The sequence below is a fragment of the Chromatiales bacterium 21-64-14 genome (assembly GCA_002255365.1).
Classification (GTDB): domain Bacteria; phylum Pseudomonadota; class Gammaproteobacteria; order 21-64-14; family 21-64-14; genus 21-64-14.
The window spans coordinates 1-23,157 of the sequence record NCBI01000025.1 but is presented as its reverse complement, the minus strand read 5'-3'; the positions used below and the strand labels follow the sequence as shown (position 1 = coordinate 23,157).

Here is a 23,157-nt window from a genome sequence, read left to right as displayed (position 1 = left end):
GGGGCGCGGCTCCGACGCGGGGGGTTCCGTGCCACCCGCCCCGAGTCCACCCGTGATTCGGGTTCGGCAGATTAGAACATATTTGCCTGGGCGGGCTCCACTTTATCCTGGCGGACGGGTTTCCCACTGGAGGCGTTGGTGGCCTACCCGTCGTAGCTTTGGGTGCCAGAGTGTGACTCAGTTCACGGTTTTGTCCCGGCCGCAGCGCCTTGGGCGCTGTTCCCCCGTAGGAGGCTACGGCGGAACCGACGGCATGGTTGAGGATCTGCTGACAATTCCCTTCTACTGGGCTATATTCTGTATAACTTTTTCTTCGGGTGAGCGCCGCCGCCGGTCGTCGGCCGGGGGCGAATCGGGTCGGACGGGGAGGGGTTGAGCCGTCAAAAGTACGGCGGGGCAGTGGGTTCGGCGGGATACGCCTGAATCCGCTTGATCGAGGCCGGCGCGGCTGCGGATCGTGAGGGATGGCGGTTCACATGCCGCACCGGAGGGGATGGCGACCCATCTTCCCGGATCGGGCGTTTTCGGTAGGCGACCAGTGAGCAGAACCGCATATGGATGCAAAAACCCGCTATCCCTTGCTTGCCCAGATTGACCTTCCGGAAGACCTCCGACGACTCGCCTCCTCGCAGTTGGAACCGGTCGCCGCCGAACTCCGTGATTACCTGATCGCGTCCGTGTCTCGTAGTGGCGGTCACTTCGCATCGAGCCTCGGCGCGGTGGAACTCAGCGTCGCGCTGCACTATGTATTCCACACGCCGGAAGATCGCATCGTCTGGGATGTGGGGCACCAAGCCTATCCCCACAAGATCCTCACCGGGCGCGCTGGTTCCCTGGCGACGATCCGGAAGAAGGACGGGTTGTCGGGGTTTCCACGCCGTGCCGAGAGTCCCTACGACGCCTTCGGGGTTGCCCACGCGGGCACCTCTGTTAGCGCGGCTCTGGGCATGGCCCTGGCGGCGCGGGCGACCGGACGCGGGCATTGCGCGGTTGCGGTGATTGGTGACGGTGCCCTCACGGCCGGAATGGCCTTTGAGGCCCTCAATCACGCGGGGGATCTGGGGGCCGATCTGCTGGTGATCCTGAATGACAACGAGATGTCCATCTCGCCCAACGTGGGCGCATTGTCCAATCACCTGACGCGCATCCTGTCGGGCGATTTCTTCGGGAACGTCAAGGAGCGCGGCAAGTGGATCCTGGATCGGGTGCCGCCCATGCGTGAGCTGGCGCGCCGCGCGGAGGAGCATGTCAAGGGCATGATCAGCCCGGCCACCCTGTTCGAGGAGTTGGGCTTTACCTATTATGGGCCCATTGATGGCCACGACCTGCCCACCCTGGTGACGACGCTGCAGAATCTGCGCGGGCGCCAGGGACCACGTCTGCTCCATGTGGTGACCCGCAAGGGCAAGGGTTACGCACACGCGGAGCGGGATCCGGTCGCCTATCACGGGGTTGGTCCCTTTGATCCGGCGGTCGGATTGGTGGCGTCGCCATCCAAAGGCGGGCCCAGCTACACGGAGGTGTTCGGCGCCTGGCTGTGCGACTTGGCGGAGCGCGATCCGCGGCTGGTGGGGATCACGCCGGCGATGCGTGAGGGATCTGGACTGGTGGAGTTTTGTGCGCGTTTTCCGGATCGCTACTTCGATGTAGGGATCGCGGAACAGCACGCCGTGACTCTGGCCGCAGGGCTGGCGTGCGAAGGGATGAAACCGGTGGTGGCGATCTACTCCACTTTTCTCCAGCGCGCCTATGACCAACTGATCCATGATGTGGCGATCCAAAACCTACCAGTGCTGTTCGCTATTGACCGGGCCGGCGTGGTGGGGCCGGACGGCGCAACCCACGCCGGCAGTTTCGATTTCTCTTACCTGCGTTGCGTCCCCAACATGGTGGTGATGGCGCCGGCCGACGAGAACGAGTGCCGCCAGATGCTCTATACCGGGTACCGCCACGACGGTCCCGCGGCGGTCCGCTATCCCCGGGGCCGCGGTCCCGGCGTCGCCGTAGATCCGGTGATGATGGAACTGCCCATCGGACGGGCCGAGGTGCGCCGTCGGGGTACCGGTACCGCGATCCTGGCGTTCGGCTGCGTGCTGGCTCCGGCACTGGAGGCTGGCGCGCAGATCGATGCGACCGTGGTGAACATGCGCTTCGTCAAACCGCTCGACGAGGTGTTGATCCGCACCCTTGCCCAGGAGCATGAGCTTCTGATTACCGTGGAAGACAATGCGGTGGCCGGGGGCGCGGGCAGCGCGGTGAGCCAGTCCCTGGCCTCTCAGGGCCTCTCCGTGGCGATTGTCCATCTGGGGCTTCCGGACCGGTTTCTGGATCACGATTCCCGGGAAGGCATGTTGGCCGGTTGCGGCCTGGATCGGGATGGTATACTGGCGGCGGTGGCGGAACACCATCGCACCATGCGACCCGCCCATCGGCTGCGGATCAGCTGAAGGCCGCGGCAGGTTTTCCGCTGTCCGGGCGGTAAGCACGCCCACGTGATACTAAGCAAAACAGGCGAATGTCGAGTACAACCATTGCCAATATCGGCGTCGGGCCGCAGGGCGATGCCCTTTCTGATGAGTCGGTGCAGGACCGGCTGCTGCAAGGGGTATCCCGCACCTTCGCCCTGACCATTCCGCAACTTCCGGTCGCGCTCGCGCGGGTGGTGGGCAACGCTTATCTGTTGTGCCGGATCGTCGACACCATCGAAGACGAGGCGGAACTGGGCGCGGAACAGAAGCGCCAGTTCTGCGACGGCTTTGCCCAGGTGGTAGCCGGTGTCGAGGATCCCGAGCGCTTCGCCGGGGAACTGGGTCCGCTGCTCTCGGAGCGGACCTTGCCGGCGGAACGGGAACTGGTGGCGGAGACCCCGCGGGTGATGCGGATCAACGCGGGTTTCAATCCGGTGCAGCGCGAAGCCCTGGAGATCTGCGTACGGATCATGGCCGAGGGCATGGCGGAGTTCCAGGAAAACCGCGGGGCCCGGGGCCTCGAACGGCTTACGCACTTGGACCGCTACTGCTATCACGTGGCTGGCGTGGTGGGAGAGATGCTGACCCGACTGTTCTGCGACTATTCGCCGGCCATCGCGTGCCACCGCGAACGGCTGATGGAACTCGCGGTCTCCTTTGGCCAGGGTCTCCAGATGACCAACATCCTGAAGGACGTCTGGGACGATCAGACCCGTGGGGTCTGCTGGCTGCCCCAGGAGGTGTTCACGGGGACCGGCTTCGACTTGGCCGACCTGCAACCGGGCTGCTATCGGGAAGGTTTCGGGGAGGGCCTGGGGCAGCTCATCGGGTTGACCCACGCCCACCTTCGAAACGCCCTGACCTACACCCTGTTGATCCCCCCGGAAGAGACCGGCATCCGCAATTTCTGTCTGTGGGCGCTGGGGATGGCGGTGCTTACGCTGCGCAAGATCAACCGTAATCGGGATTTCAACAGCGGCCGCCAAGTCAAGATCTCCCGGCGCAGCGTCAAGGCGACAATCCTCGCCACCCGTTTGACGGTTGGCCACGATCATTTGCTGCGCTCGCTGTTCTTTCTCGCTGGCCGCGGTCTCCCCTTCGACTCTGCGAACAAACGCCCGCGTGCGCGCGGGAGCGCCGCGGGAGCGCCCGGACAGGACGCAGCGCCGCGGGCGGGACACGGCGAATAGACAGAGGATGCCACCGGGGCATCCGGTGCGATCCACCGAATACGAGGAAATCCGGATACATGTCTGTTCATACACAAACCGCGGACCAGTCCCGCCTACGGCAGGCACCGGCGCCCACTGTGGAACCGGTGAGCACGCCAGGGGATCTCGATGCGGCCATCGAGCGCGCGACCGGCGCACTCCTCCAGCAGCAGGCCCCCGAGGGTTATTGGTGTTATGAACTCGAGGCCGACTGCACGATACCCGCCGAATACATCCTGATGATGCACTACATGGATGAGATCGATTCCGATCTGGAGGCGCGTCTGGCGGTGTACCTGCGCGAGCACCAACAGGCGGAGGGCGGCTGGCCGCTTTATTTCAATGGGGCGTTCAATATGAGTGCCTCCGTGAAGGCTTACTACGCCTTGAAGTTGGCTGGGGATGCAGCCAATGCGCCGCATATGGTCAAGGCCCGGGAACTCATCCTGGCCCAGGGCGGCGCGGCCCGCGCCAATGTATTCACGCGCATCGCGCTGGCCCTCTTCGGGCAGATCCCGTGGCGCGGCGTGCCGTTTCTGCCGGTGGAGATCCTGCTCCTGCCGCGTTGGTTTCCGTTCCACCTCAGCAAGGTGTCCTACTGGTCCCGGACGGTAATGGTGCCGTTGCTGATTCTCTGCACCTTGAAGCGACCGGCCCGTAACCCCCGGGACGTCCATATCCGGGAGCTGTTCACGGTTCCCCCAGAGCGCGAGCGTCACTACTTTCCGGTCCGTTCGCGGCTGAACCGCATGATCCTGACACTGGAGCGGATCGGACGCCGGCTGGAGCCGCTGATCCCCGGAGCGATGCGCCGCCGCGCCATGAAGGCCGCCGAGGCATGGTTCGTTGAACGGCTCAACGGAACCGGTGGACTCGGCGCGATCTTCCCCGCCATGGTCAACGCCTACGAGGCGCTGGCGCACTTGGGCTACTCGGCGGACCACCCCTACCGTGCCACTGCCATGGAGGCGATCCGCCGCCTGTTGGTGGTGGGCCCCCGTTCGGCATATTGCCAGCCCTGTGTCTCGCCGATCTGGGACACGGGGCTCGCGTGTCTGGCCTTGCAGGAGGTGGACGGCGGCGCCACAGGGTCTGGGGCACGGCGCGCGATGGAATGGATGGTACCGCTTCAATTGCGTGATGGTCCGGCGGACTGGCGCGACTATCGGCCGGACCTTCCGGGGGGCGGGTGGCCGTTCCAGTTCGAGAACGGGCATTATCCAGATCTGGACGATACCGCCGTGGTGGCGTGGACCATGGACCAAGTGCCGGATCGGCCCTATGAGGAGACGGTGCGCCGCGCCGCCCAGTGGTTATGCGGGATGCAGTCGCGTAACGGTGGCTTCGCGGCGTTCGACGCGGACAATACCCACTACTATCTGAACGAAATCCCGTTCGCCGATCACGGTGCGTTGCTGGATCCTCCCACCAGTGATGTAACCGCGCGCTGCGTAACACTGCTGGCTCGGCTGCTGCCGCGGGGTTCAGAGTACCGCCCCGTGATCGAACGCGCCCTGGAGTACCTGCGCCGTGAGCAGGAACCCAGTGGCGCATGGTTTGGCCGCTGGGGGACCAACTATATCTACGGCACTTGGTCGGTCCTGGTGGCGTTCGCCGCAGCCGGCGTCGGCCCTGCGGACCCGACCGTGCGCCGTGCGGTCCGCTGGCTGGAGAGCGTACAGCGCCCGGACGGCGGCTGGGGAGAGAGCAACGATTCCTATTCCGATGCCGTGACGGCGGGGCGGGGTCCGGTCAGCACCTCGTACCAGACCGCGTGGGCGATGCTCGGTCTGATGGCGGCGGGCGAGGGACCCAGTGCGTCGGTGCGCCGCGGGGCGGAGTATCTGTTGCGGAGCCAACGGACGGAGGGGTTATGGCAGGAGGATTGGTTTACCGCGCCGGGTTTTCCGCGGGTCTTTTATCTGAAGTACCATGGGTACAGCGCGTACTTCCCCCTGTGGGCCCTGGCGCGTTACCGCAATGTGCTCCAGCGGTACCCCGGCGTAACGGGTCCTTGAACAACGCCGGTGCGGCGGCGGGGGTGTGTTACCCAGCGGCCGCCCTCGGTGTCCTTCGTGCCGGCGGTTTTCATGAGTTGGACCCATGGACCCTTCGAGGCGGGCGTTTCCCATAAGCGCCGTTGCGCATGTGCCAGCGCACGGCGCTTCCGTCGTGACACCCATCGGGGTCATTGCCGCGCTCCCCGGCGAGGGGCGCGCTTGGATATCCCGTCGCTTCCTGTTCCTGCGCGTCGATCACACCTACCTTCCGGGAGCCGGCGTTTGCCTGCGCATCTCAGGTATTGGCTCGGGGCCCGCACGGCGGGCGGCCGAGGTTCTGCTGCGGGGCGGTGTCCGGGCCCTGGTGAGTTGGGGCAGCGCGGGGGGCTTGGCCCCGGACTTGGTGTCCGGCCAACTGCTCCTGCCGGAACGGATCCTGGACGGCGCCGGTGGCGAGTATGGGGTGGATCAGGATTGGCACGGGCGGTTGCGGACCCGCCTTGCCCACGGTCCGATCCCGGACACCGGTCCGCTGTTGGGTAGCCCCGACGTCCTGGAGGACGCCGCGGATAAACGTGCCCTGTATCGGCGCCATGGAGCGCGCGGGGTGGATATGGAGAGCGCGGCCCTGGCGGCCTTAGCCCGCGCGGCAGCGGTACCGTTTCTGGTGGTCCGGGCCGTGGCGGATCCGGCGGACGCGGCGGTTCCCGCCAGCATTACCCGGGCCATCGATGCCGCTGGCCGGGTGCGCTTGGCCCGCTTGGTGGCGGGGGTCGCCGGGCGGCCTGCTCAGTGGCCGCATCTGCTGCGGCTTGGCGGCTATTTCCGCGCAGCTCAGGGCACCTTGGGGCGGGTCCTGGAGGTGGCGGGGCTGCGGCTGGGGTTGGACGACGAGTCGCCATCAGCCGGGGCAGAGGACTGATTTTCCGGGGCTAGTCGTGGGCCGACGCCACAGTGTTCATGACGGATCACGAAGGATGGGGAGCTTCGCGGCCGGGATCGCGCCGCGTTGGAACCAACCCGATAGACGTGCTATGCGGTGACTGCAGAGCAAGTGGGGCCGCGTGAGAACCGGAGGACCGCATGTAGTACTACCGGCCTGGGATGTCCCGGGTCGGGTTAAGCGAATCCGCAACGCGATCGCCAGTCCGCCACTGGCGCGGCCAGCGGTCTAAGGAGTCCCCGAGGTCCGTTGTACCTGTTCCAGTGCTTTGCGGGCGGCGGCCAGATCCGGTTTCAGGTGCACGGCCGACTGATAGGCGGCGATTGCCGCCTGCCGATTCCCCGCTGCCCGGTAGGCGTTCCCCAGCGCGAGTTGGGGTCCGGGGTCGGTGGGGGCCAGCTCCGCTTGTTTCCGGAACTGAATGATGGCCTCGGTATAGCGCTTGCGTTGCATCAGGAACGCGCCATAGTCGCCGTACACGTCGTACGCGCCCGGGGTGCCGCCGTAGCTCTGTTCCAGACTGCGGTAACGGGCCTCGGCGCCGTGGAAGTTCTCCTCCCGGATGTCGATCGTTGCCGACAGCAGCCCGCCTTCGCGCGGGTCGAGGGCCGATACCGCTTTGGTTTCCCGGATCGCTTTCGTGAGTCCGCCGCCCATGAAGCCGGGCGCCTGCAGATAGAAATTGGCGAGCGCCACGCGCGGGGCCACCGCCTTGGGTTCCAGCGCGACCGCTCGTTCCAGTTGCCGCCTGACCCGTCCCGCCAGCCACGCCTGCTCGAACGGATTCACGTGTTCCGCCTTGGCGCCGTACGCTCGGGCGAGCCAGTAGTGGAAGTCCGCCTGGCCCGGGGATGCGTCCGTCGCCCGTTCCAACTGTTCGATGGCGCATCCGTAGTCGCCGAGCTCCAGACAACTGCGGCCCAGGTAATAACGCAGGCGCGGATCGTTCCCACCGGCGCGCAACGCCGATTCCAGCGCCGCTTTTGCCTGCGTGTAGTGCTGTTGCTGGAACCACTCGATACCGCGCCGCGCGGCGTGCTCCGGCGCGGGTTGGGCAGGGGAAGGATGCATGGGCGCGAGGCCCAGGATCATGGTGAGCAGAAAGCGGCGATACACGATGGCGTGTTCCAGGCCCGGTGTGTCGGTGGTTGGGTCGCCAGTGGCCCGTTTCAGTGCGGGTCCGGGCAGGCGTGATTTCGGTGCCCGCGCGACGCTCACCGGCGAGGCGTGTGGACTAGCTACGGTCATGGGGTTCGCCCCGCGGCGGCGCGCGTCCGGCAGCGACGACCCTTGTTATCCCCAGCGACCTATCAGTTAGGGGCCGTCAAGCGTGCAACACCGCGTTAAGATTAGCAAGGACTCCACGGGTGATGCCACGCCCGCGCCGAGGCGGGCGTGGCATCACCAGACTAGGGCGACGAGGCGGTGGAGAGGGTCTCTACGATGGGGCAGGGATGGCTGACGGCTCCTGCTCGACAGGCATCGATCAGCGCGTCCAGCGTGGCGCGCATCGCCTCCAGGTCCTGAATCTGCGCCACGATCTGGCCGCGTTTCTGCTCGGCCCGGGAGCGCACGTCACTGCACTGGCCGTCGCTGAGCGCCAGGAGTTCGGCGATCTCCTGCAGCTGGAAACCCAGGCGTTGGGCGCGTTTGATGAACCGGATCCGGTCGGTCATCTCCGTCGGGTAGCGCCGATAACCCTGCGTCGGTTTTTCAGGCTCCTGCAGGAGCCCGATCCGCTGGTAATAGCGGATGGTCTCCACGTTGACATCGGCTTTCCGGGCCAACTGGCCGATCGTAAAGGACGTTGGTTTCATGGCGAAGGTTCCGTGGTATTGGGTTGAGTCCCACCGCATCGGTTCCGGCGGGGGCCGTGGTTCTCGGGTTCCATTACGACTTGCGCGCGACGGTTCGGCCACCGGACAGCAGCGTATCCTCGTGGCGCAGCAGAAACAGGGCGAAAAACGCTGCAAGTACGGGGATCCCCGCGATGAAGAGGTGATTCTGCCCAAACGGCGACAATAATTTGTGGTAACTCGACAGGGTCGAGATGCTGTGCAGCAGCAGTCCCGTTCCATAGGTCCAGGTCTTCCACAGGCCCGCCGTCAGGGCCACGCTCAACATCAATTCCAGGGATCCGATCACCCGGGCGGCGGTGAGTGTGATGTCCGTGCCGTAGAAATGTGCGAACACTTTTATCGTCGTCTCCGGCTGGGCAAGTTTGTCGATGCTCCATAACACCAGAAAGATACCGAGTCCGGCTCGCAGAGCCAGCAGGGCGATCGGCAGCGCCGTGTCCTTGTCCATGGTGGTCCTCCCGTGGCAGTGCGGTGGGCCCTTATGCCCGTTGCATCCCCAGGATGGGGACGCGTTCGGGCACCTGAACATTCCCCCTTTTGTTTACTGCCGGACGCTTGCCAGGGTTTGGGCGTAGTCCCTGCCCGTCCAGGACAGCCGATATTGAAGCTTAGTCGCTAGACCGGCGCTGAACTTACACCCGGCCGCGGTTTCGTTCCCCACGCAGTGCGGTAAGTAATTGTAGTACAAGACGATGTTACTGCGGCCCCGAACGCCCCAATGGCACTGACAGTGGGGCCTGTGTAGCGGCACTAAGCTCTATGCTGGGCGAGGGAGAGCGTAGTCGCCGATTACCTCACGCGGATCCCCGGAGCCGGGGCCCGGCCCGCGGGTGGCGGTTCACCGCGCCGCAAATTAGCTTCGAGTCCGTTCCAACGTCTGGTCCATATGCGCCGCGCGCGGGAAAACGTTGTGCGCAGATGTAAGAAAACGTTATTTGAAACCGACTCTACGTCGCGACGCGTCATTGCGTGTGTTTACAACGTGATCATAGAACGACGCGATCCAACTGGTTTAGAACAGGCCAACGCGTTCGCCGGGATGCGGGGCTCGACCCGATCCACGGTGATTACAATCCCATTCCAGGAGGATTTTTCATGCATGAGTTCACTTTCGCGAAGCGAATGGCGCCAAGCCGTACGGCACTACGGGCATGGCTGGTGCCCGGACTGTTGTCGGCTGCGATCGTACTTCCCGGCTGCGCCGCCATGCAGTCCGGGATGATGAAGATGATGCCGGCGAGCATGAAGCAGCGGATGATGGCAAAGACGACCCACCAGATGCAGGCCCTCACTCCGTGGAAAGGCTATCTGGCCGCACACCAGGGCGTGGAGAAGCCCCTCGGATTGCTCGGGGGACCCATTCGAGTGAAGCTCAGCCAGGACGGTGGGGGCGTGTTCGTAGCGCTTCCGGACTACCGCAAGCTGGACCCCGACGTGTTCGGGACCCCGGAGTTGCCGCGCGCCTACGGCGGTACTCCCGGCATCAGTGGGGTGCCCCCGATGGCGCGGGGTGTCGATGACGGACACTATACGAAGCTGAAGATGTTGAGCCCCTTCGGTGACAAGTACATGGTCATGGCCGACGGCCATTTGAAGATCGACGCCCTGGATGCCACCGCCACCGATGCTGCGCGCACCGCTGACTGGACCCACATGACGGCGAGCTGGAAGGACCAGTCCGGGAATACCTATGAGGTGAAGTGCTGCAAGGTGATGGCGGCCCACGGCCTGGAGTACCCGACCTTCGGGGGTGTCGTGACGAACACCATCCTACACGGGGTCTCCCGGATCGGCACGCCCCTGATGCCGTCGGAGTTCACCTACTTCGCATTCTGGGGCATGGGCAGCGTGATGAAGAACGGCAAGGTGATCGATCCCCAGCGCATGGTCCACGGCATGCTCACGGAGTATGTGCGCACTACCGGCTACCGCCTGGGATTTGACAAGGACATCACGCCCACGCGGCTGCAGTTCCATTTGATGGTGTCGCCGTTCAAGCCCGACATGGCCACCGGGCACTACACGAATGCGCCCGTCAATACCGGGTTCACCCTGCCCAACGGGATGCCGCTGCCGTTTTGGCACGTGATGTTCGAGAACCTGAAGGTGGAGGCGCATCGTGGTTAGGCTTCCATACACGGGTTGCCGTGGCCCGTATTTTGCCCATGGACGGGCGAACCTGGGCCGGGTTGGGCGGCGGATGACGTTTCTCGCCGTGATCCTGGCGGTGATGTCCCTGCCCATGACGGCTCTCGCCGGGGGCGGGCCCGCGGTAATCACCCTCACCAACCTGCTGACCTTCGAGCCTCAGGTGCTCACGGTGCGGGCGGGTCAGACGGTGGAGTGGCGCAACGGATCGCTGCTGGTCCACACGGTCACTGCCGATCCAGCGCTCGCGGCGAATACCAAAGACGTGGCATTGCCTGCGGGCGCTAAGCCCTTCAACTCCGGGGATCTGAAGCCGGGCGCGGTTTTCCGGCACACGTTTCGGGTTCCCGGACGGTACCGTTATTTCTGCATCCCCCATGAAGGGGCGGGCATGATCGGCAACATTGTTGTTACGGGCCCGCCGGCAAAGGGGAAATAGCCAGTCTGGGGTCCCACGAACGCGTCCCCGAGGTGGTGGCGCGTTCGCTGAGCGGTCCGGTGTTGTGGAGAAGGGAAGGTCCCGTATCGGATGGAACCCGGTGCGGGGCCGATCCCGCTCAAATAGTTGAGCACCCCGCGCCATCGTCCTGATGCTCCCCACTGTACGCGTTGCGCGCGCTATGCTCCTTCAGAAATCGAAAACCTGTTCGCGATTTTCCACTCGCCGCGCTATCCGCAGAATAATCGGACCGAGTCTTAGGGCTGCCCCCGTGTTCTGTAAGCTTCCGATCCAGTAGACGACTCCCTCTGCGGTGGTGTTAGACTCTGGCGTCGATCGTCAGGCGTTCCACGGTGGAGAAGGGGCAAACCGATGACCAAGAGCCGTATTCTGTTGGTAGGAATAATTGCGGTCCTGATTTATCTGTTTTTCGCTTTTCACCTGACAGACTACCTGACGCTGGAGTACTTCAAGTCGCAGCAGACAGCGTTCGTTGGCGCCTTCCATGCGCATCCGTTGCGGATCATGGGGCTGTATGCTGCGTTCTACGTGGCGGTCACCGCCCTGTCGCTGCCCGGCGCGGCCTTGATGACCCTGGTGGGCGGTGCGGTCTTCGGGCTGCTATGGGGTACCGTGGTGGTGTCGTTCGCCTCCACCATCGGTGCGACACTGGCGTTTCTGGTCTCCCGGTTCCTGTTGCGGGACACCGTGCAGCGCAAGTTCGGCTCCAGCCTCAAAGCAGTGAATTCCGGGATCGAGAAGGACGGCGCCTTCTACCTGTTCACCCTGCGGCTGGTTCCCGCCTTCCCGTTTTTTGTGATCAACCTGGTGATGGGGCTCACCCCGATCCGCACCGTAACCTTCTACTTGGTCAGCCAGGTGGGGATGCTCGCGGGCACCATGGTCTACGTCAATGCCGGAACCGAACTCGCCAAGTTGGAGTCTGTGCGCGGGATCCTCTCGCCCGGGCTGATCCTGTCCTTCACCCTGCTCGGGATTTTTCCACTCATCGCCAAGAAGGCGGTGGACTGGGTCCGCGCGCGCAAGGTCTACGCTCCGTATCCGCGACCGCGGCGTTTCGACCGCAACCTGGTGGTGATCGGCGCCGGTTCGGCGGGTCTGGTCAGCGCCTACATCGCGGCCGCGGTGAAGGCGCAGGTGACCCTGATCGAAAAGCACAAGATGGGCGGCGATTGCCTCAATACCGGCTGCGTGCCATCCAAGGCCCTGATCCGCTCCGCGAAGCTGCTCTCCCACATCCGTCGGGCATCGGAGTTTGGGTTGCGTTCGGCTACTGCGGAGTTTGATTTCGCGGAGGTCATGGAGCGGGTGCAGCGGGTCATCAGACAGGTGGAGCCCCACGACTCGGTGGAGCGTTATACCCGCCTCGGCGTGGAATGTATCCAAGGCGCCGCGCGGATCACCTCACCGTTTTCCGTGGAGGTGCACGGTCGTACGCTGACGACCCGCAGCATCGTGATCGCGACCGGCGCGCAGCCAGCCGTTCCGCCGATACCAGGGTTGGAGCAAGCGGGGTATTTCACTTCCGACACGATCTGGGAGCTGCGGCGGTTGCCTTCCAGACTGGTGGTGCTGGGCGGCGGGCCTATCGGCAGCGAACTTGCGCAGTGTTTTGCGCGCCTCGGGAGTAAGGTGACCCAGGTGCAGCGCGGGCCACGGTTGCTGCCGCGGGAGGATCCGGAGATCTCGGAGATGGTGATGGCGCGTTTCGCGCAGGAAGGTGTCGACCTACGCATGGCGCACAATGCCCAGGCGGTCCGGGTCACAAACGGGCGAAAGGTTCTCGCGTGCGAATACCAGGGGCGGGAAGTCGAAATCGAGTTCGACGAGATTCTGGTTGCGCTGGGCCGCAAGGCAAATACGAGTGGTTTCGGACTAGAAGAACTCGGGATCCCGATCGCGTCGCAGGGAACCATCGAAGTCAACGAGTACATGCAGACCGTGTATCCGAATATCTACGCATGTGGCGACGTCACCGGACCCTATCAGTTTACCCATACGGCGGGACATCAGGCGTGGTACGCGACGGTGAATGCCCTGGCGGCGGGCCTGCGCCGTTTCAAGGCCGACTACCGGGTCATTCCCTGGGCCACTTTCACCGACCCGGAAGTAGCGCGCGTGGGTCTGAACGAGACCGAAGCGCGGCGCAACGGCGTGGCCTATGAGGTCACGACGTTCGGGCTCGATGAGCTGGACCGGGCGATCGCGGACGGAGAGGCGCATGGTGTGGTCAAGGTTCTGACGGCACCGAAACATGACCGTGTACTGGGTGCCACCATCGTCGGCGAGCACGCGGGGGATCTCATCACCGAATACGTGTCGGCCATGCGTCATGGATTCGGCCTCAACAAGATCCTCGGTACCATCCACATCTATCCCACCCTTGCGGAGGCCAACAAGTACGCGGCTGGCGAGTGGAAGCGGGCGCATGCGCCACAAGCCGCGTTGCGCTGGGCGGAGCGCTTTCACCGGTGGAGGCGGCGCTAGTCCGGGTTTGCGCCGGGTTCGCTGACACGGGCGCTGGTAGTGTGATCGGTCATGCCCGGTTCAGCGGCGCCCGCTGCCGCGCCACGGATGCGGGTGCTGTCGCGTCTGGATCTGGTCACCGCAATAAGGTCCGCTCCGGCCCGTAACCCGGGGACGGATCGGCTCGGGACCGGCCCCAATGACATGTCCGCTTCCGGGTGGTGGCTGTTGATGCTGTCGGATGGGGACTTTCCGGCCTCACGGGCGTTGTTCATTCAACTACATATCCACTAGATATTGGATATAATAGAGCGCTTTGGGTTGAATGTCCGGTCCGCCCAGGGGAGGATCTCCCCGGGCGAGTTCTCGCCGTGCTGTACCGTCGGTGCTACTGTGGGGACCACGGCACCGGCTCAGCGGGTTTGTTTCCGCACTGCATCGGCGCGGTTCCCATCCGGTGGTGAGGCAGGTTCCCGCGGGATGGCCGTGTTGCGTGTCGCAGCGCTCTCTAGGTGTGCGGCCGAGATAATGAAGAGGGCGGAGGCTCTTGCGTTCATGGAAAAACGGCTGCAAAACCACCTTGCGCGGTTTACCAACCTGCCCAGCCTCCCGGGGGTTGCGCTACGCATCATTGAGCTGAGCCAGGACCGGGAGGTGAAGCTCGGCAAGATGGCGGAGGTGGTGAGTCTCGATCCGGCTCTGGCGGCGAAGATCCTGCGGGTGGCCAACTCCCCCCTCTACGCGCGGCGGCGCGGCTGTGCCAACCTGCGCCAGGCCCTGGCGCTGCTGGGCCTGAATGCTGCGCAGAACCTCGCCCTGAGTTTCTCGCTGGTCTCTGACCTCCTGCGCCGCCGCAACGGGGTTGGATTGGACTATCCCCGGTTCTGGAAGCGCTCGCTCTTGGCCGCCTTGTCTGCGCGCGCCCTCGCGGCACGGCTTCGGTTGCCCAACAGCGAGGAAGTCTTCCTGGCCGCACTGCTCCAGGACGTCGGTATGCTCGCGCTGGACAAGGGTATGCCGGAACTCTACCGGGGCAGCGCGAGCAGTGCGTCGGACCATGAGGCCGTCCGCCAGTGCGAGTTCCAGGAATTGGCGACGGACCACGCGCAGATCGGCGCGACCTTGCTCAAGGCGTGGAATTTGCCGGAGCGCTTGCAGCAAGGGGTGGCGGCCAGCCACGACCCGGATGCCGTCACTGCTCAAGGGTCGCTGCGCACGTTTCTTTGCGCAGTCGCCGTTTCCGGCCGCCTTGCCGACGTGTGGATCCGGCAGCCTCGGGAGCCCGCTCTGGCCGATGCAGTCCAGTGCGCCGGGGCTTGGTTGGGTCTGGCGAAGGCGGACGTTTTGGCAGCCATAGACTCCGTGCGCACGGAATTGCCGGAGATCGAGGCCCTGTTCGAGATTGATCTGGTCGGTACGGAAGAGGCGGAAGCAGTGCTCGAACAGGCCCGGGAAGTCCTCACCATCCGCAACGTTGAGGCGCTTCAGGAGGCCTTGGCGGTGCGCGCCGACATCGAATCCCTGGAAACCCAGACCCGGGAGTTGGAAGAGAAGAGCCGACGGGATGCCTTGACCGGCCTTTACAACCGAAGCCACCTGAACCGGGTACTGGCGGAGGAGTTTCGCCAAGCGAGTGAGCAGAACTGGCCCCTCAGCGTTGCATTCATCGATCTGGACCACTTCAAGCGTGTTAACGATACCTTCGGACACCAGGCCGGTGACCGGGTCTTGATTCAACTTGCCCGGATGTTGGAGTCCGAGGCCCGGGATACCGACCTACTGGCCCGTTACGGGGGCGAGGAGTTCGTGCTGGTGCTCGCGGGCTGCGGCGCAGCGGCGGCCCACGCGGTGAGCGAGCGGATCGCGGCGCGCATCGCCCGTTCGCCGCTGGATCTGGACGAGGACCAGCAGGTTACGGTCACACTGTCCATCGGGATCGCCACCCATGGAGAGGCGGTCCGTTTCGATAGTGCCGAGGATTTGATCCGTAGTTCTGATCGTGCGCTGTATGCCGCCAAGCTCCAGGGACGCAACCGCGTGGTCCGTCACGATCCGTCCATTGGGGGGGCCAGTTTCCCTTGAGCAGGCGCCCTGAGGGCTCCCCTTTCGGTAGGAACGTCGCAAAGCGGTGGGTGGCTATGGTTCGAGTTTTCCCGCCTCGCTGGTAGGTACCGTGGACAGGGTGTCGTGGATGCGTTCGCGGCCGGCGGCGTCCAGGTGAGTCTGACGCGCAGTTTGGCGCAGCCAGCGTAGTTGGCGGGCGTAGCTCCGGCAGGCGTGGCAGATCAGCAGGTGGAAGCGCAGTGCCAGCCACGCCCAGCCCTGCAGGGGGTGTTCCTGCTCCTGGGAGATCTGCCGGGTCATTTTGCGGCAACTCTGCGTCCACGGACAGCGCCCCGGTCCCGCGCAGGGTGAGCACCAGCAGCATCAGGCCCCACATCTCATGATGCTCCAGTCCCCCGGCTGACAGCCCCGGGTAGGAGATCACCGCCACGATGTTGTAGATGAACAGGAACCCCGCGCTCAACCGCCCGGCCAGCCCCAGGGCCAGCAGCACCGGCACCGTCACCTCAATCCCAGTGCCCACAGCAGGTCCCCCACCGGGGCCAGAAACTCCAGCCCGCACGCCAGTCGTGCGTAACCCCTGCGTACCGCCACCAGTCCACTCATCCCTACACCCTCCGCTCCGTTTGAATCGCTGTCCTCTCATTCATTGCCGCCAACCCGTTACGGTACCCGCCGCGACGTGGTGTTGCAGGCATGCGGGGATATCCAGGTCATCCTGCTCGGAAAGGGCGGCGGCGCATGCGTCACCAAAGGCCTCGCCGTTGCAGATGGCGTGCAGCAAGGCGAATTCTCCCGCCTGCGCAACTTGCACTTCCACCCGCAGGCCGGGCCGCACCACCAGCAGCCGATCGCCACCTTCGCCCAGATCTACCGTCCCACTGGGATCTTCGGTACCGTCCTCACACAGGCGCCAGATCCGGAACACCGGGTACGCGGAACGCAGCAGGCGCAGAGACGGGTGCAACTCGAAACGGATGCCTGCGTACGCTTCCGGAGCGACTTGCCCCAGGGCTGCGAAATCCACCGGCGTTGGTTCCGGAGCCAGTAGTGACGCGTGGCACGCCCATTCCAGCCGTGCCACGTCCGCGAGATATGCCAGTGCCGCCGCCGCCTTGAACTGTGCCAGGAAGTCCGGGAACCCGGCACCGTAGTCGTTCAGGTTGCCGGAGCGGGAGGGCGTCAGACGGACATATTCGGCCGCCGTGTGTTCGAAGAACGCATCCCCCACGATCTTGCGCACCGCGGAATAGGTCTCGCCGAGGGCATCGGTGAGGTTTCCGATGATGTTGTTTCGGTATACCGATAGCACGTCTGCCGGTGGGATCGGGTCCGGCCGGATGTGGGGCAGCACTGCGCCGCTTTCTGCGTCGAAGACGGTGCGCAGGAATGCTTGTTGGAGATTACGCAGGGACGGCATCCCATGCGTCCACTATGGCCTGGGCCCGCGCCGCCTCGTGCAGCAGCGTATCCAGGGGAGGGATGTCCGCGTCCCATTCAATCAGGGTAGGCAGCGGTCCGAAGCGCGCGACCGCGTGGCGATACAGGTCCCACACCGCCTTGGACACGGGCCGGTTGTGGGTGTCGATTCGCAATACTTGACCGTGGATCTGATTCACTGTGTGGCCTGCCAAGTGAATTTCCCGTACCAAGGCGCGCGGAACTGCGTCGATGTAGGCTTGCGGTTCGAACCCATGGTTCATGGCATTCACGTAGATATTGTTGATGTCCAGCAGGATACCGCAGCCGGCTTGGTGCGCGGTTTCCACTAGAAACTGCCACTCCGGGTACTCCGCTTCCCGGTATTCCAGGTAGTCGGAGATGTTCTCGATCAGGATCTCCCGCCCCAGGTATTCCTGTACATGGCTGATACGTTCCGCCACGTGCCGTACCGCTTCGAGTGTGTGGGGCAGCGGGAGTAGGTCGTGGAGATGACGCTGATCCACAGAACTCCAGGATAGATGCTCAGACACCATGTGCGGCTCGAAATGGCGCATGCGTTCCCGTAGTCGCGCCAGATGCGCGCGATCCAGCGGATCCGTTGAACCCAGTGAGAGGCCGACTCCGTGAAAACTCAGTGGGTAGTCTTGCCGTATCCGTTCCACCTCATGGAGCGGGAAACCGCCCTCGCAGAAGCAGTTCTCGCTGTGCAGCTCGAACCACGCCACCGCGGGCCGGGTCTCGATGATTTCACGATAGTGGGGAGACCGCAGCCCGATCCCGGCGCGCGCCGGGATCGGGCTGCGTCCGAATTGCAGAGATGTCCCGGTCACGTTGTCACTTGCCGGGGGTCGTGCTGCCGCCGGCGATCTTTGCACACACGCCTTTGGGGAGTGCGATGAAGGACTGTGGATCGCCGTTCTTGGTGGACTTGCCCTTGCAGGCGTGATCGGAGGTCTTGCAATCGTTCTGATGGGCCTTGGCGATGCCGTAACATTTTTGCATCGCTGGATGGCCCGCGGCCAGCGCGGTGCTTGCTGCGCCAGCCGTCGCTAGAGCGAACAGCGCGGTAATCGTCGTGACCATGATTGCCTTCTTGTCCCGCATGATGGTTCTCCTGGAATGGGTCTCAGTGCTAGGAGTCTGTCGGACTTAGGACTGATCTACTGCGCTGGTGTGAGAGCGGTCCATTTTTCCGATCCTTTTCGTCCAATAGCGATGGCTATTCTCCTCAAACGATCGAAAAACGGTCCTCACTCTCCCACCTTGCTCGCTACGATCGCCTAAGTCCGACAGGCTCCTAGGGAATCCTGTACGGCGGCACGCTGGGCTGCCGTACGGGGTTTATTTATGTCCGTGCCCACCGGCGGTGAGGCTGCCGCCGACGATACGCGTGCATACCCCCGTCGGGAGCAGGACGAAGGCGTTCGGGTCGCGATCCTTGGTGGTCTGGCCGGCGCAGGCGTTGGAACCAGTGGCGCAATCATTCATATGCGCCTTGTTGACGCCATAGCACGGTTGCATGGGTGGCGCCTTGGCGCTCGCCTGGGGCGCGAAGGCCACCGCGGTGACGGCCAGTAGCGCCGCTATGGCGGCGGAGCGGGAAACCAGGTTCTTGTCCTGCACAGGTCACCTCCAGGTAGTTGACGGATGGACGGGGTCCGCGGGATCATCTTGGATCCAAACTGAGTTGGGGTTCAAACTTGTTCCAGTGTAAGCACTGGGTTCGGCGGGTTAGTCGCCGGTGCCCCGGGGAACCTTACACGGGGTTGGGGGCCGGGTCGATTCCGTTCCACGGACCTTTTGAAGGCAAGGTTGAAGGCAAGGTCAACCCTTCGGGTATCATGGCTTTGGGGCGCGTCCGCGACAAACGCATGCCCGCCTCGGGGGGCAGGGACATCGCTCAAAATCAACAATATACGGGGACGATGGCATGGAGTTAAACCCGGAGGAATGGCTCAAGGCGCATGGAGACTCCTTGTTCCGCTATGCACTCGGGCGCACCGGCAGGCGCGACGTGGCGGAGGACCTGATGCAGGAAACGCTGCTGGCGGCATGGCGCGGCCGGGATGGATTTCGCGCCGCGGCGGACGAGCGCACTTGGCTGTTTGGCATCATGAAGCACAAGATCGACGACCATTTCCGGCGCCTAGCCCGCAGCGGCGGCGTGCATCCAGCGCCGGACGAGGATACTGCGTTGGATGAAGAGGACGTGGAGTTTGGTGAGGACGGCAGTTGGCGAATGCGCCCCGGCCGCTGGGGCAGCGACCCCCTTGCGGAGATGGAGGTGGATGAGTTCTGGTTGGTATTGAACCAATGCGTGGAGTCCCTGCCGGAGCGCCTGCGCGAGAGTTTCCTGCTGCGCGAACTTGGCACCTTGGATAGCGCCGGGATTTGCGGCGTGCTCGGTGTTTCGGAGAACAATCTCTATGTGCTCCTGCACCGCGCGCGCCTGCGGCTGCGCACCTGTCTCGAGCGCAACTGGTTCCAGCGCGAAGGTGCGCGATGATCGGCGGTAACTGCAAGGAAGTCGCCCAGCTCCTGTCGCGCGCCCAAGATCGCCGGCTGAGCTGGCGCCAGCGCATGGCGGTACGTATACACCTGTTGCTGTGTGTCTACTGCCGGCGCTATGCCCGTCAACTTCAATGGCTGCAACGTGCGCTTACCCGCGGCCGGGATGACGCACAGGAATCCCGGCTCGATGAGGCGGCGCGCCGGCGCATCAATGACCGGCTCCGGGAATCCCGCGATCGGGAGGATCGATAGCGGATGCGTGACGACCGGTTCAGATCAGCAGAGATCGCGCTTCGGTCGCAGGCGCCGGGCGAAACTCCGGGAGGACCCGGCGGCGGGCCGCAGCGGCCAGCCCAAGATGGTGTTCGAGCACCACGTCTATGACCGCCCGGAAGTCGGTGGTCACCGCCAGGTCGCGCTCCTGATACAGGGCGGTGGTGTCCAGACCGGGCCAGCTTCCAAGCACGCGGCCACCATGCACCGGTCCGCCCAGCACCCAGAGCGCGTTGCCGTGCCCGTGATCGGTGCCGCCGTTGCCGTTCTCCCGGGCGGTGCGGCCGAACTCTGACATGACCAGGATCACGGTTTCGCGATAGTGCGGCCCGAGCCCATGGGCAAGGGTGGTCAGCCCCTCGGCCAGGGGCCGCAGGTGGTCGGCGAGCTGGCCGGTGGTAGCGCCCTCGTTGACGTGGGTATCCCAGCCGCCGAGGGCGAAGAAGGCCGTATGGATGCTGGGGTCCGCGCTGATCATGCGCGCCAGCCGCGCGGTATCATCGGAAAACCCCACTGGTGAGGGCGCGCCTTCATCCGCGGCGCTCATATCCTGTTGCAGGTCGGTGAGCAGTGCTTGACGCGCCCGCACGCCTTCTCGGTAGGCGCGGCTGAGGGGATCGTGTCCGGAGTAGACCCGGTCGAAGGTGGCGCGGATCACCGGGCGGTCCGTAGGCATCGCCCGGGTGGCAGCGCGCCCGGTGGGGAAGTTCGTCACCGGCACCGGTCCATGCAGGATGCGCGGCAGGGTGGGGCCGAACGCGATGCCCGGGACGGCGCCAGTGTCGTGGGGCAGCACCGCGAGCAGCCGGTTCAACCAGCCGTCTCGGGTGCTGGCGATCCCGGGGGTGGCGGTCTCCATGTAGGCCTGGGCCTCGAAGTGGGAGCGGCTCGGATCCGGTGAGCCGCAGGCGTGCACGAATGCCAGGCTGCGTTCCTTCCACAGGGGCAGCACGGCTTCAAGGGCTGGATGCAATCCGAAGTGGCCGTCGAGGTCTAATGCGCCGGCCGGTCGTCCCGGCGCTGGGATCCCGATCAACGGTCGGTATTCGTAGTATTCCTCGTCGGCGTAGGGTATGACCACGTTCAGCCCGTCCACCGCGCCGCGCAGGAATACCACGATCAAACGTGGGGTCCCGGTGGGCGCGCCGCGTGCCGCCCACGCCGCCTTGCCGATGGGCGTCAGGGTGCCGGCGGCGAGCAGCGCGCTGCGTTTGAGAAACTGGCGTCGTTGCATTGTATCCACCTCCCGGGTTGGATTTTCCATCCCCGTCTACGGCGGGGTGTTCGTCCAGAGGCCAGACCGACACCGCGTCGGCATCGCCCCGCCCGCTACCCCTGAACACCGCTACGACAAGTCCGAGTCCCGGGTGTCAGGCCAGCATGAACTCGGGACTTCCAAGTACCACTGCTGTGCGCAGGGCGACAGGTGCCTGTTCCAGGGCGGAACGCGTCTCGGTCGATAGGGTGCCGCCGATGGTATCGAGCAGCGCGGCGGCGCTCACCGGCCCTGGGGCCGGCCGGTCGGGGGCGAGACGCGGACGGCCGGCGGCCAGGGCGGTGGCGAGATTGAGACGCAGGATCATGCCGTCCGGGTTGAGCCAGGCCTCCTGAGTGTTCCGGTACCCGTTGGGTGTCTGGCAGCCGTAAAGCGGCATCCCCATGCGGTACAGAAAGCCCGCCAGCGGGCGCGGGTCCGTTACCTCCAGGCCACAGGCGCGCACCGCGGAGACCACGAAGCGGTAAGGCGTTTTGAATTTGGCCTTAGCGTAACGTTCATCCCAGAATTCCGGGCTTCGGAACAAGGTGTGCAGTACCGCGCGGATCTCCCCGTCGCGGCGCTGATAGGTATCGGCGAGCCGCTGTACCAGTGATGGTGGAGGCACGTCCGCCACAAAGTACTGGGCGAGCTGGTAGGCGAGATGCCGCGCCGTGGACGGGTGGGCAGCGAGACGTTCCAAGGTCGCCACGCCTTCTTCTTCGCCTCCACCGGGAATACGGTGCCGCATGAAAATCTGTGGGGTGTAGTCGTGGCGGCGCGCGTCAAAGTGGAACCCCTCCGGCGCGCGCATTCCCCAGCCGGTGAGGATATGGGCCAGCGCGATGACGTCGTCCTGGTGGTAGCCACCGTTCACCCCTAGAGTGTGCAGTTCCATCACCTCACGCGCATAGTTCTCGTTGATCCCGTCGAAACGACCATGGGCCCCGGGGCTTCCGGGAGCCGTATTGAGCCAGTTGTCCAGATAGAACAGCATCGCCGGATGGCGCGCGGTGGCGAGCAGCAGATCGCGGAACCGCCCGAAGACATGGGGCCGTATGGCCTCCTGTTCGTAGGCACCCACCCACAGCTGATCCAGTCCCTTGCCGGCGAATACATTGAAATGGTTGTACCAGAAATCGACCATGGCCTCCTGGAGTTGGCGGCGGCTGTAGAGCGCTCGAAACAGCCGCGCGGTCACCGCCTGCTGAAGCACAATGCGTGCGCGCTTGCGCGCCGCTTGCGCGGCCTTTGGGTCGCGTTTGGCCTTGGGGCCGGGATGGAAGGCATAACGGGCGAACAGCTCGGGGGCCGTCAGCGGCAGCGTTTCAAGTGGAGCGAGCCGTTCCCGGAGCGAGGGTGCCTCGGGCACCGTCTCCGGGTGCAACTGCGACTCGATATAGCCTTCGACGCCGACCGCTTCGAGCCGTGTCCGATCGCCCGGGGCGGGTCCAAGGCCGAGTCGATCCAGCAGATGACGAGTGCGATGCAGCATCGGTTCACGGTAGGGGCGGCGCGCCCGAGGTGGGCGCGCCGCCCGGAGCCGGAAGGACCTCAGTCCGCGCGGCGCGCCCGGCGGACCTGACGCCGGTCGTGGTGCACATCGCGGCGATCGTGATGCAGGTCGCGACGTTTGGCGTGGATCTGCCGGTTGTCACGGCGCATATCCCGGCGTTGCGCCGCGGCCGCGGCGGTGCGCCCGTTACGTAGATCATGGCGCAGCTCGCGCCGGTCATGGTTGCGGTCATGGACCTGGCGATGGAGTTGTCGCTGATCGTGGCGGATGTCCCGTCGATCATGATGGATGTCGGGGGTGGCGCCCTGATCCGCTCCGTATACCAGCGCAGGAGTGGCGATCAGGGAGACCGAAATCAACAGGGCTCGGGCAAGGCGATTCATATGTGTTCTCCGATTCAAAAATAGGGGCCGACGTGCATGTGACCGGTCTCGGTCCTGTCACTCAACGCAGGACCGGCAACCCGGTTGACCAGTAGCGGCGCGAACTGGCAGGCGGAGTAGGTGGGGCGGCACCGAAACAACTGGTAATGATGTGATC

General features: G+C 64.7%; 21 protein-coding genes. 10 read left to right on the top strand and 11 right to left on the bottom strand.

From position 1 onward, the window contains the following. The first annotated feature begins 554 nt into the window (after positions 1–554). The 4 genes from B7Z66_11500 to B7Z66_11485 all read left to right on the top strand — a co-directional run bounded on the left by B7Z66_11500 (position 555) and on the right by B7Z66_11485 (position 6,601). Entirely contained in the window at positions 555–2,447 is a 1,893-nt protein-coding gene (locus B7Z66_11500; protein OYV75787.1) for a 1-deoxy-D-xylulose-5-phosphate synthase, read from the top strand. A gap of 68 nt (positions 2,448–2,515) precedes the next feature. Then, a complete protein-coding gene (locus B7Z66_11495) occupies positions 2,516–3,658 on the top strand; it encodes a phytoene synthase (GenBank protein OYV75786.1) in 1,143 nt (380 codons plus the stop codon). A 59-nt stretch (positions 3,659–3,717) separates the two neighbouring features. Further along, positions 3,718–5,697: a squalene--hopene cyclase gene (locus tag B7Z66_11490; GenBank protein ID OYV75785.1), complete on the top strand. Its 1,980-nt coding sequence runs from the start codon at positions 3,718–3,720 to the stop codon at positions 5,695–5,697. 85 nt (positions 5,698–5,782) lie between these two features. Continuing rightward, positions 5,783–6,601: a hypothetical protein gene (locus B7Z66_11485; GenBank protein ID OYV75784.1), complete on the top strand. Its 819-nt coding sequence runs from the start codon at positions 5,783–5,785 to the stop codon at positions 6,599–6,601. A gap of 249 nt (positions 6,602–6,850) precedes the next feature. Here the strand turns inward: B7Z66_11485 and B7Z66_11480 are convergent, their stop codons facing one another. From B7Z66_11480 to B7Z66_11470, 3 genes are all read right to left on the bottom strand, one after another. Next, entirely contained in the window at positions 6,851–7,870 is a 1,020-nt protein-coding gene (locus B7Z66_11480; protein OYV75783.1) for a hypothetical protein, read from the bottom strand. Positions 7,871–8,031: 161 nt separating this feature from the next. Beyond that, the gene (locus B7Z66_11475; GenBank protein OYV75782.1) at positions 8,032–8,439 is read right to left on the bottom strand and encodes an Hg(II)-responsive transcriptional regulator; all 408 of its coding nucleotides are present in this window, start codon (positions 8,437–8,439) and stop codon (positions 8,032–8,034) included. 73 nt (positions 8,440–8,512) lie between these two features. Beyond that, positions 8,513–8,929: a hypothetical protein gene (locus tag B7Z66_11470; protein ID OYV75781.1), complete on the bottom strand. Its 417-nt coding sequence runs from the start codon at positions 8,927–8,929 to the stop codon at positions 8,513–8,515. Positions 8,930–9,576: 647 nt separating this feature from the next. On the opposite strand from B7Z66_11470, the gene B7Z66_11465 reads away from it, so the two are divergent. From B7Z66_11465 to B7Z66_11450, 4 genes are all read left to right on the top strand, one after another. Continuing rightward, entirely contained in the window at positions 9,577–10,608 is a 1,032-nt protein-coding gene (locus B7Z66_11465) for a hypothetical protein (GenBank protein OYV75780.1), read from the top strand. A 103-nt stretch (positions 10,609–10,711) separates the two neighbouring features. After that, the gene (locus B7Z66_11460) at positions 10,712–11,068 is read left to right on the top strand and encodes a hypothetical protein (protein OYV75800.1); all 357 of its coding nucleotides are present in this window, start codon (positions 10,712–10,714) and stop codon (positions 11,066–11,068) included. 372 nt (positions 11,069–11,440) lie between these two features. Then, positions 11,441–13,576, top strand: coding sequence for a pyridine nucleotide-disulfide oxidoreductase (locus B7Z66_11455; protein OYV75779.1), 2,136 nt, complete (start codon positions 11,441–11,443; stop codon positions 13,574–13,576). A 459-nt stretch (positions 13,577–14,035) separates the two neighbouring features. After that, positions 14,036–15,637: a hypothetical protein gene (locus B7Z66_11450; GenBank protein ID OYV75778.1), complete on the top strand. Its 1,602-nt coding sequence runs from the start codon at positions 14,036–14,038 to the stop codon at positions 15,635–15,637. Positions 15,638–15,691: 54 nt separating this feature from the next. Here the strand turns inward: B7Z66_11450 and B7Z66_11445 are convergent, their stop codons facing one another. The 5 genes from B7Z66_11445 to B7Z66_11425 form a co-directional block, all read right to left on the bottom strand. Beyond that, positions 15,692–15,919, bottom strand: coding sequence for a hypothetical protein (locus B7Z66_11445; protein ID OYV75777.1), 228 nt, complete (start codon positions 15,917–15,919; stop codon positions 15,692–15,694). Positions 15,920–16,265: 346 nt separating this feature from the next. Then, positions 16,266–17,039, bottom strand: coding sequence for a hypothetical protein (locus tag B7Z66_11440; GenBank protein OYV75776.1), 774 nt, complete (start codon positions 17,037–17,039; stop codon positions 16,266–16,268). Next, positions 17,023–17,856 (bottom strand): hypothetical protein, encoded by an 834-nt coding sequence (locus tag B7Z66_11435; protein OYV75799.1) that lies wholly within the window; start codon positions 17,854–17,856, stop codon positions 17,023–17,025. Before B7Z66_11435 ends, B7Z66_11440 begins: the two co-directional genes overlap by 17 nt. 40 nt (positions 17,857–17,896) lie before the next feature. Beyond that, entirely contained in the window at positions 17,897–18,166 is a 270-nt protein-coding gene (locus B7Z66_11430; protein OYV75775.1) for a hypothetical protein, read from the bottom strand. Positions 18,167–18,403: 237 nt separating this feature from the next. Beyond that, a complete protein-coding gene (locus tag B7Z66_11425) occupies positions 18,404–18,583 on the bottom strand; it encodes a hypothetical protein (GenBank protein ID OYV75798.1) in 180 nt (59 codons plus the stop codon). 409 nt (positions 18,584–18,992) lie between these two features. On the opposite strand from B7Z66_11425, the gene B7Z66_11420 reads away from it, so the two are divergent. Continuing rightward, positions 18,993–19,568 carry a hypothetical protein gene (locus B7Z66_11420; GenBank protein ID OYV75774.1) on the top strand — a complete coding sequence of 192 codons (576 nt, stop codon included), beginning with the start codon at positions 18,993–18,995 and terminating at the stop codon, positions 19,566–19,568. Then, complete coding sequence (locus tag B7Z66_11415) at positions 19,565–19,825, top strand: hypothetical protein (GenBank protein ID OYV75773.1); 261 nt, start codon at positions 19,565–19,567, stop codon at positions 19,823–19,825. The genes B7Z66_11420 and B7Z66_11415 overlap by 4 nt, the downstream gene beginning before the upstream one ends. 19 nt (positions 19,826–19,844) lie before the next feature. On the opposite strand, the gene B7Z66_11410 is transcribed toward B7Z66_11415, so the two are convergent. From B7Z66_11410 to B7Z66_11400, 3 genes are all read right to left on the bottom strand, one after another. Next, entirely contained in the window at positions 19,845–21,080 is a 1,236-nt protein-coding gene (locus B7Z66_11410; protein ID OYV75797.1) for a hypothetical protein, read from the bottom strand. A gap of 136 nt (positions 21,081–21,216) precedes the next feature. Continuing rightward, positions 21,217–22,596, bottom strand: a complete 1,380-nt coding sequence (locus B7Z66_11405) for a hypothetical protein (GenBank protein ID OYV75772.1) — start codon at positions 22,594–22,596, stop codon at positions 21,217–21,219. Positions 22,597–22,655: 59 nt separating this feature from the next. Further along, complete coding sequence (locus B7Z66_11400; GenBank protein OYV75771.1) at positions 22,656–23,000, bottom strand: hypothetical protein; 345 nt, start codon at positions 22,998–23,000, stop codon at positions 22,656–22,658. Positions 23,001–23,157 lie beyond the last annotated feature (157 nt).

Excerpts from the sequence above, each read along its gene's own strand:
- B7Z66_11405 (OYV75772.1), bottom strand. The coding sequence starts at position 22,596 with ATGCTGCATCGCACTCGTCATCTGCTGGATCGACTCGGCCTTGGACCC.
- B7Z66_11415 (OYV75773.1), top strand. The coding sequence starts at position 19,565 with ATGATCGGCGGTAACTGCAAGGAAGTCGCCCAGCTCCTGTCGCGCGCC.
- B7Z66_11480 (OYV75783.1), bottom strand. The coding sequence starts at position 7,870 with ATGACCGTAGCTAGTCCACACGCCTCGCCGGTGAGCGTCGCGCGGGCA.
- B7Z66_11470 (OYV75781.1), bottom strand. The coding sequence starts at position 8,929 with ATGGACAAGGACACGGCGCTGCCGATCGCCCTGCTGGCTCTGCGAGCC.
- B7Z66_11495 (OYV75786.1), top strand. The coding sequence starts at position 2,516 with ATGTCGAGTACAACCATTGCCAATATCGGCGTCGGGCCGCAGGGCGAT.
- B7Z66_11485 (OYV75784.1), top strand. The coding sequence starts at position 5,783 with ATGGACCCTTCGAGGCGGGCGTTTCCCATAAGCGCCGTTGCGCATGTG.
- B7Z66_11455 (OYV75779.1), top strand. The coding sequence starts at position 11,441 with ATGACCAAGAGCCGTATTCTGTTGGTAGGAATAATTGCGGTCCTGATT.
- B7Z66_11490 (OYV75785.1), top strand. The coding sequence starts at position 3,718 with ATGTCTGTTCATACACAAACCGCGGACCAGTCCCGCCTACGGCAGGCA.
- B7Z66_11400 (OYV75771.1), bottom strand. The coding sequence starts at position 23,000 with ATGAATCGCCTTGCCCGAGCCCTGTTGATTTCGGTCTCCCTGATCGCC.
- B7Z66_11440 (OYV75776.1), bottom strand. The coding sequence starts at position 17,039 with ATGCCGTCCCTGCGTAATCTCCAACAAGCATTCCTGCGCACCGTCTTC.
- B7Z66_11500 (OYV75787.1), top strand. The coding sequence starts at position 555 with ATGGATGCAAAAACCCGCTATCCCTTGCTTGCCCAGATTGACCTTCCG.
- B7Z66_11410 (OYV75797.1), bottom strand. The coding sequence starts at position 21,080 with ATGCAACGACGCCAGTTTCTCAAACGCAGCGCGCTGCTCGCCGCCGGC.
- B7Z66_11430 (OYV75775.1), bottom strand. The coding sequence starts at position 18,166 with ATGCGGGACAAGAAGGCAATCATGGTCACGACGATTACCGCGCTGTTC.
- B7Z66_11445 (OYV75777.1), bottom strand. The coding sequence starts at position 15,919 with ATGACCCGGCAGATCTCCCAGGAGCAGGAACACCCCCTGCAGGGCTGG.
- B7Z66_11420 (OYV75774.1), top strand. The coding sequence starts at position 18,993 with ATGGAGTTAAACCCGGAGGAATGGCTCAAGGCGCATGGAGACTCCTTG.
- B7Z66_11450 (OYV75778.1), top strand. The coding sequence starts at position 14,036 with ATGGCCGTGTTGCGTGTCGCAGCGCTCTCTAGGTGTGCGGCCGAGATA.
- B7Z66_11475 (OYV75782.1), bottom strand. The coding sequence starts at position 8,439 with ATGAAACCAACGTCCTTTACGATCGGCCAGTTGGCCCGGAAAGCCGAT.
- B7Z66_11425 (OYV75798.1), bottom strand. The coding sequence starts at position 18,583 with ATGCAACCGTGCTATGGCGTCAACAAGGCGCATATGAATGATTGCGCC.
- B7Z66_11460 (OYV75800.1), top strand. The coding sequence starts at position 10,712 with ATGTCCCTGCCCATGACGGCTCTCGCCGGGGGCGGGCCCGCGGTAATC.
- B7Z66_11465 (OYV75780.1), top strand. The coding sequence starts at position 9,577 with ATGCATGAGTTCACTTTCGCGAAGCGAATGGCGCCAAGCCGTACGGCA.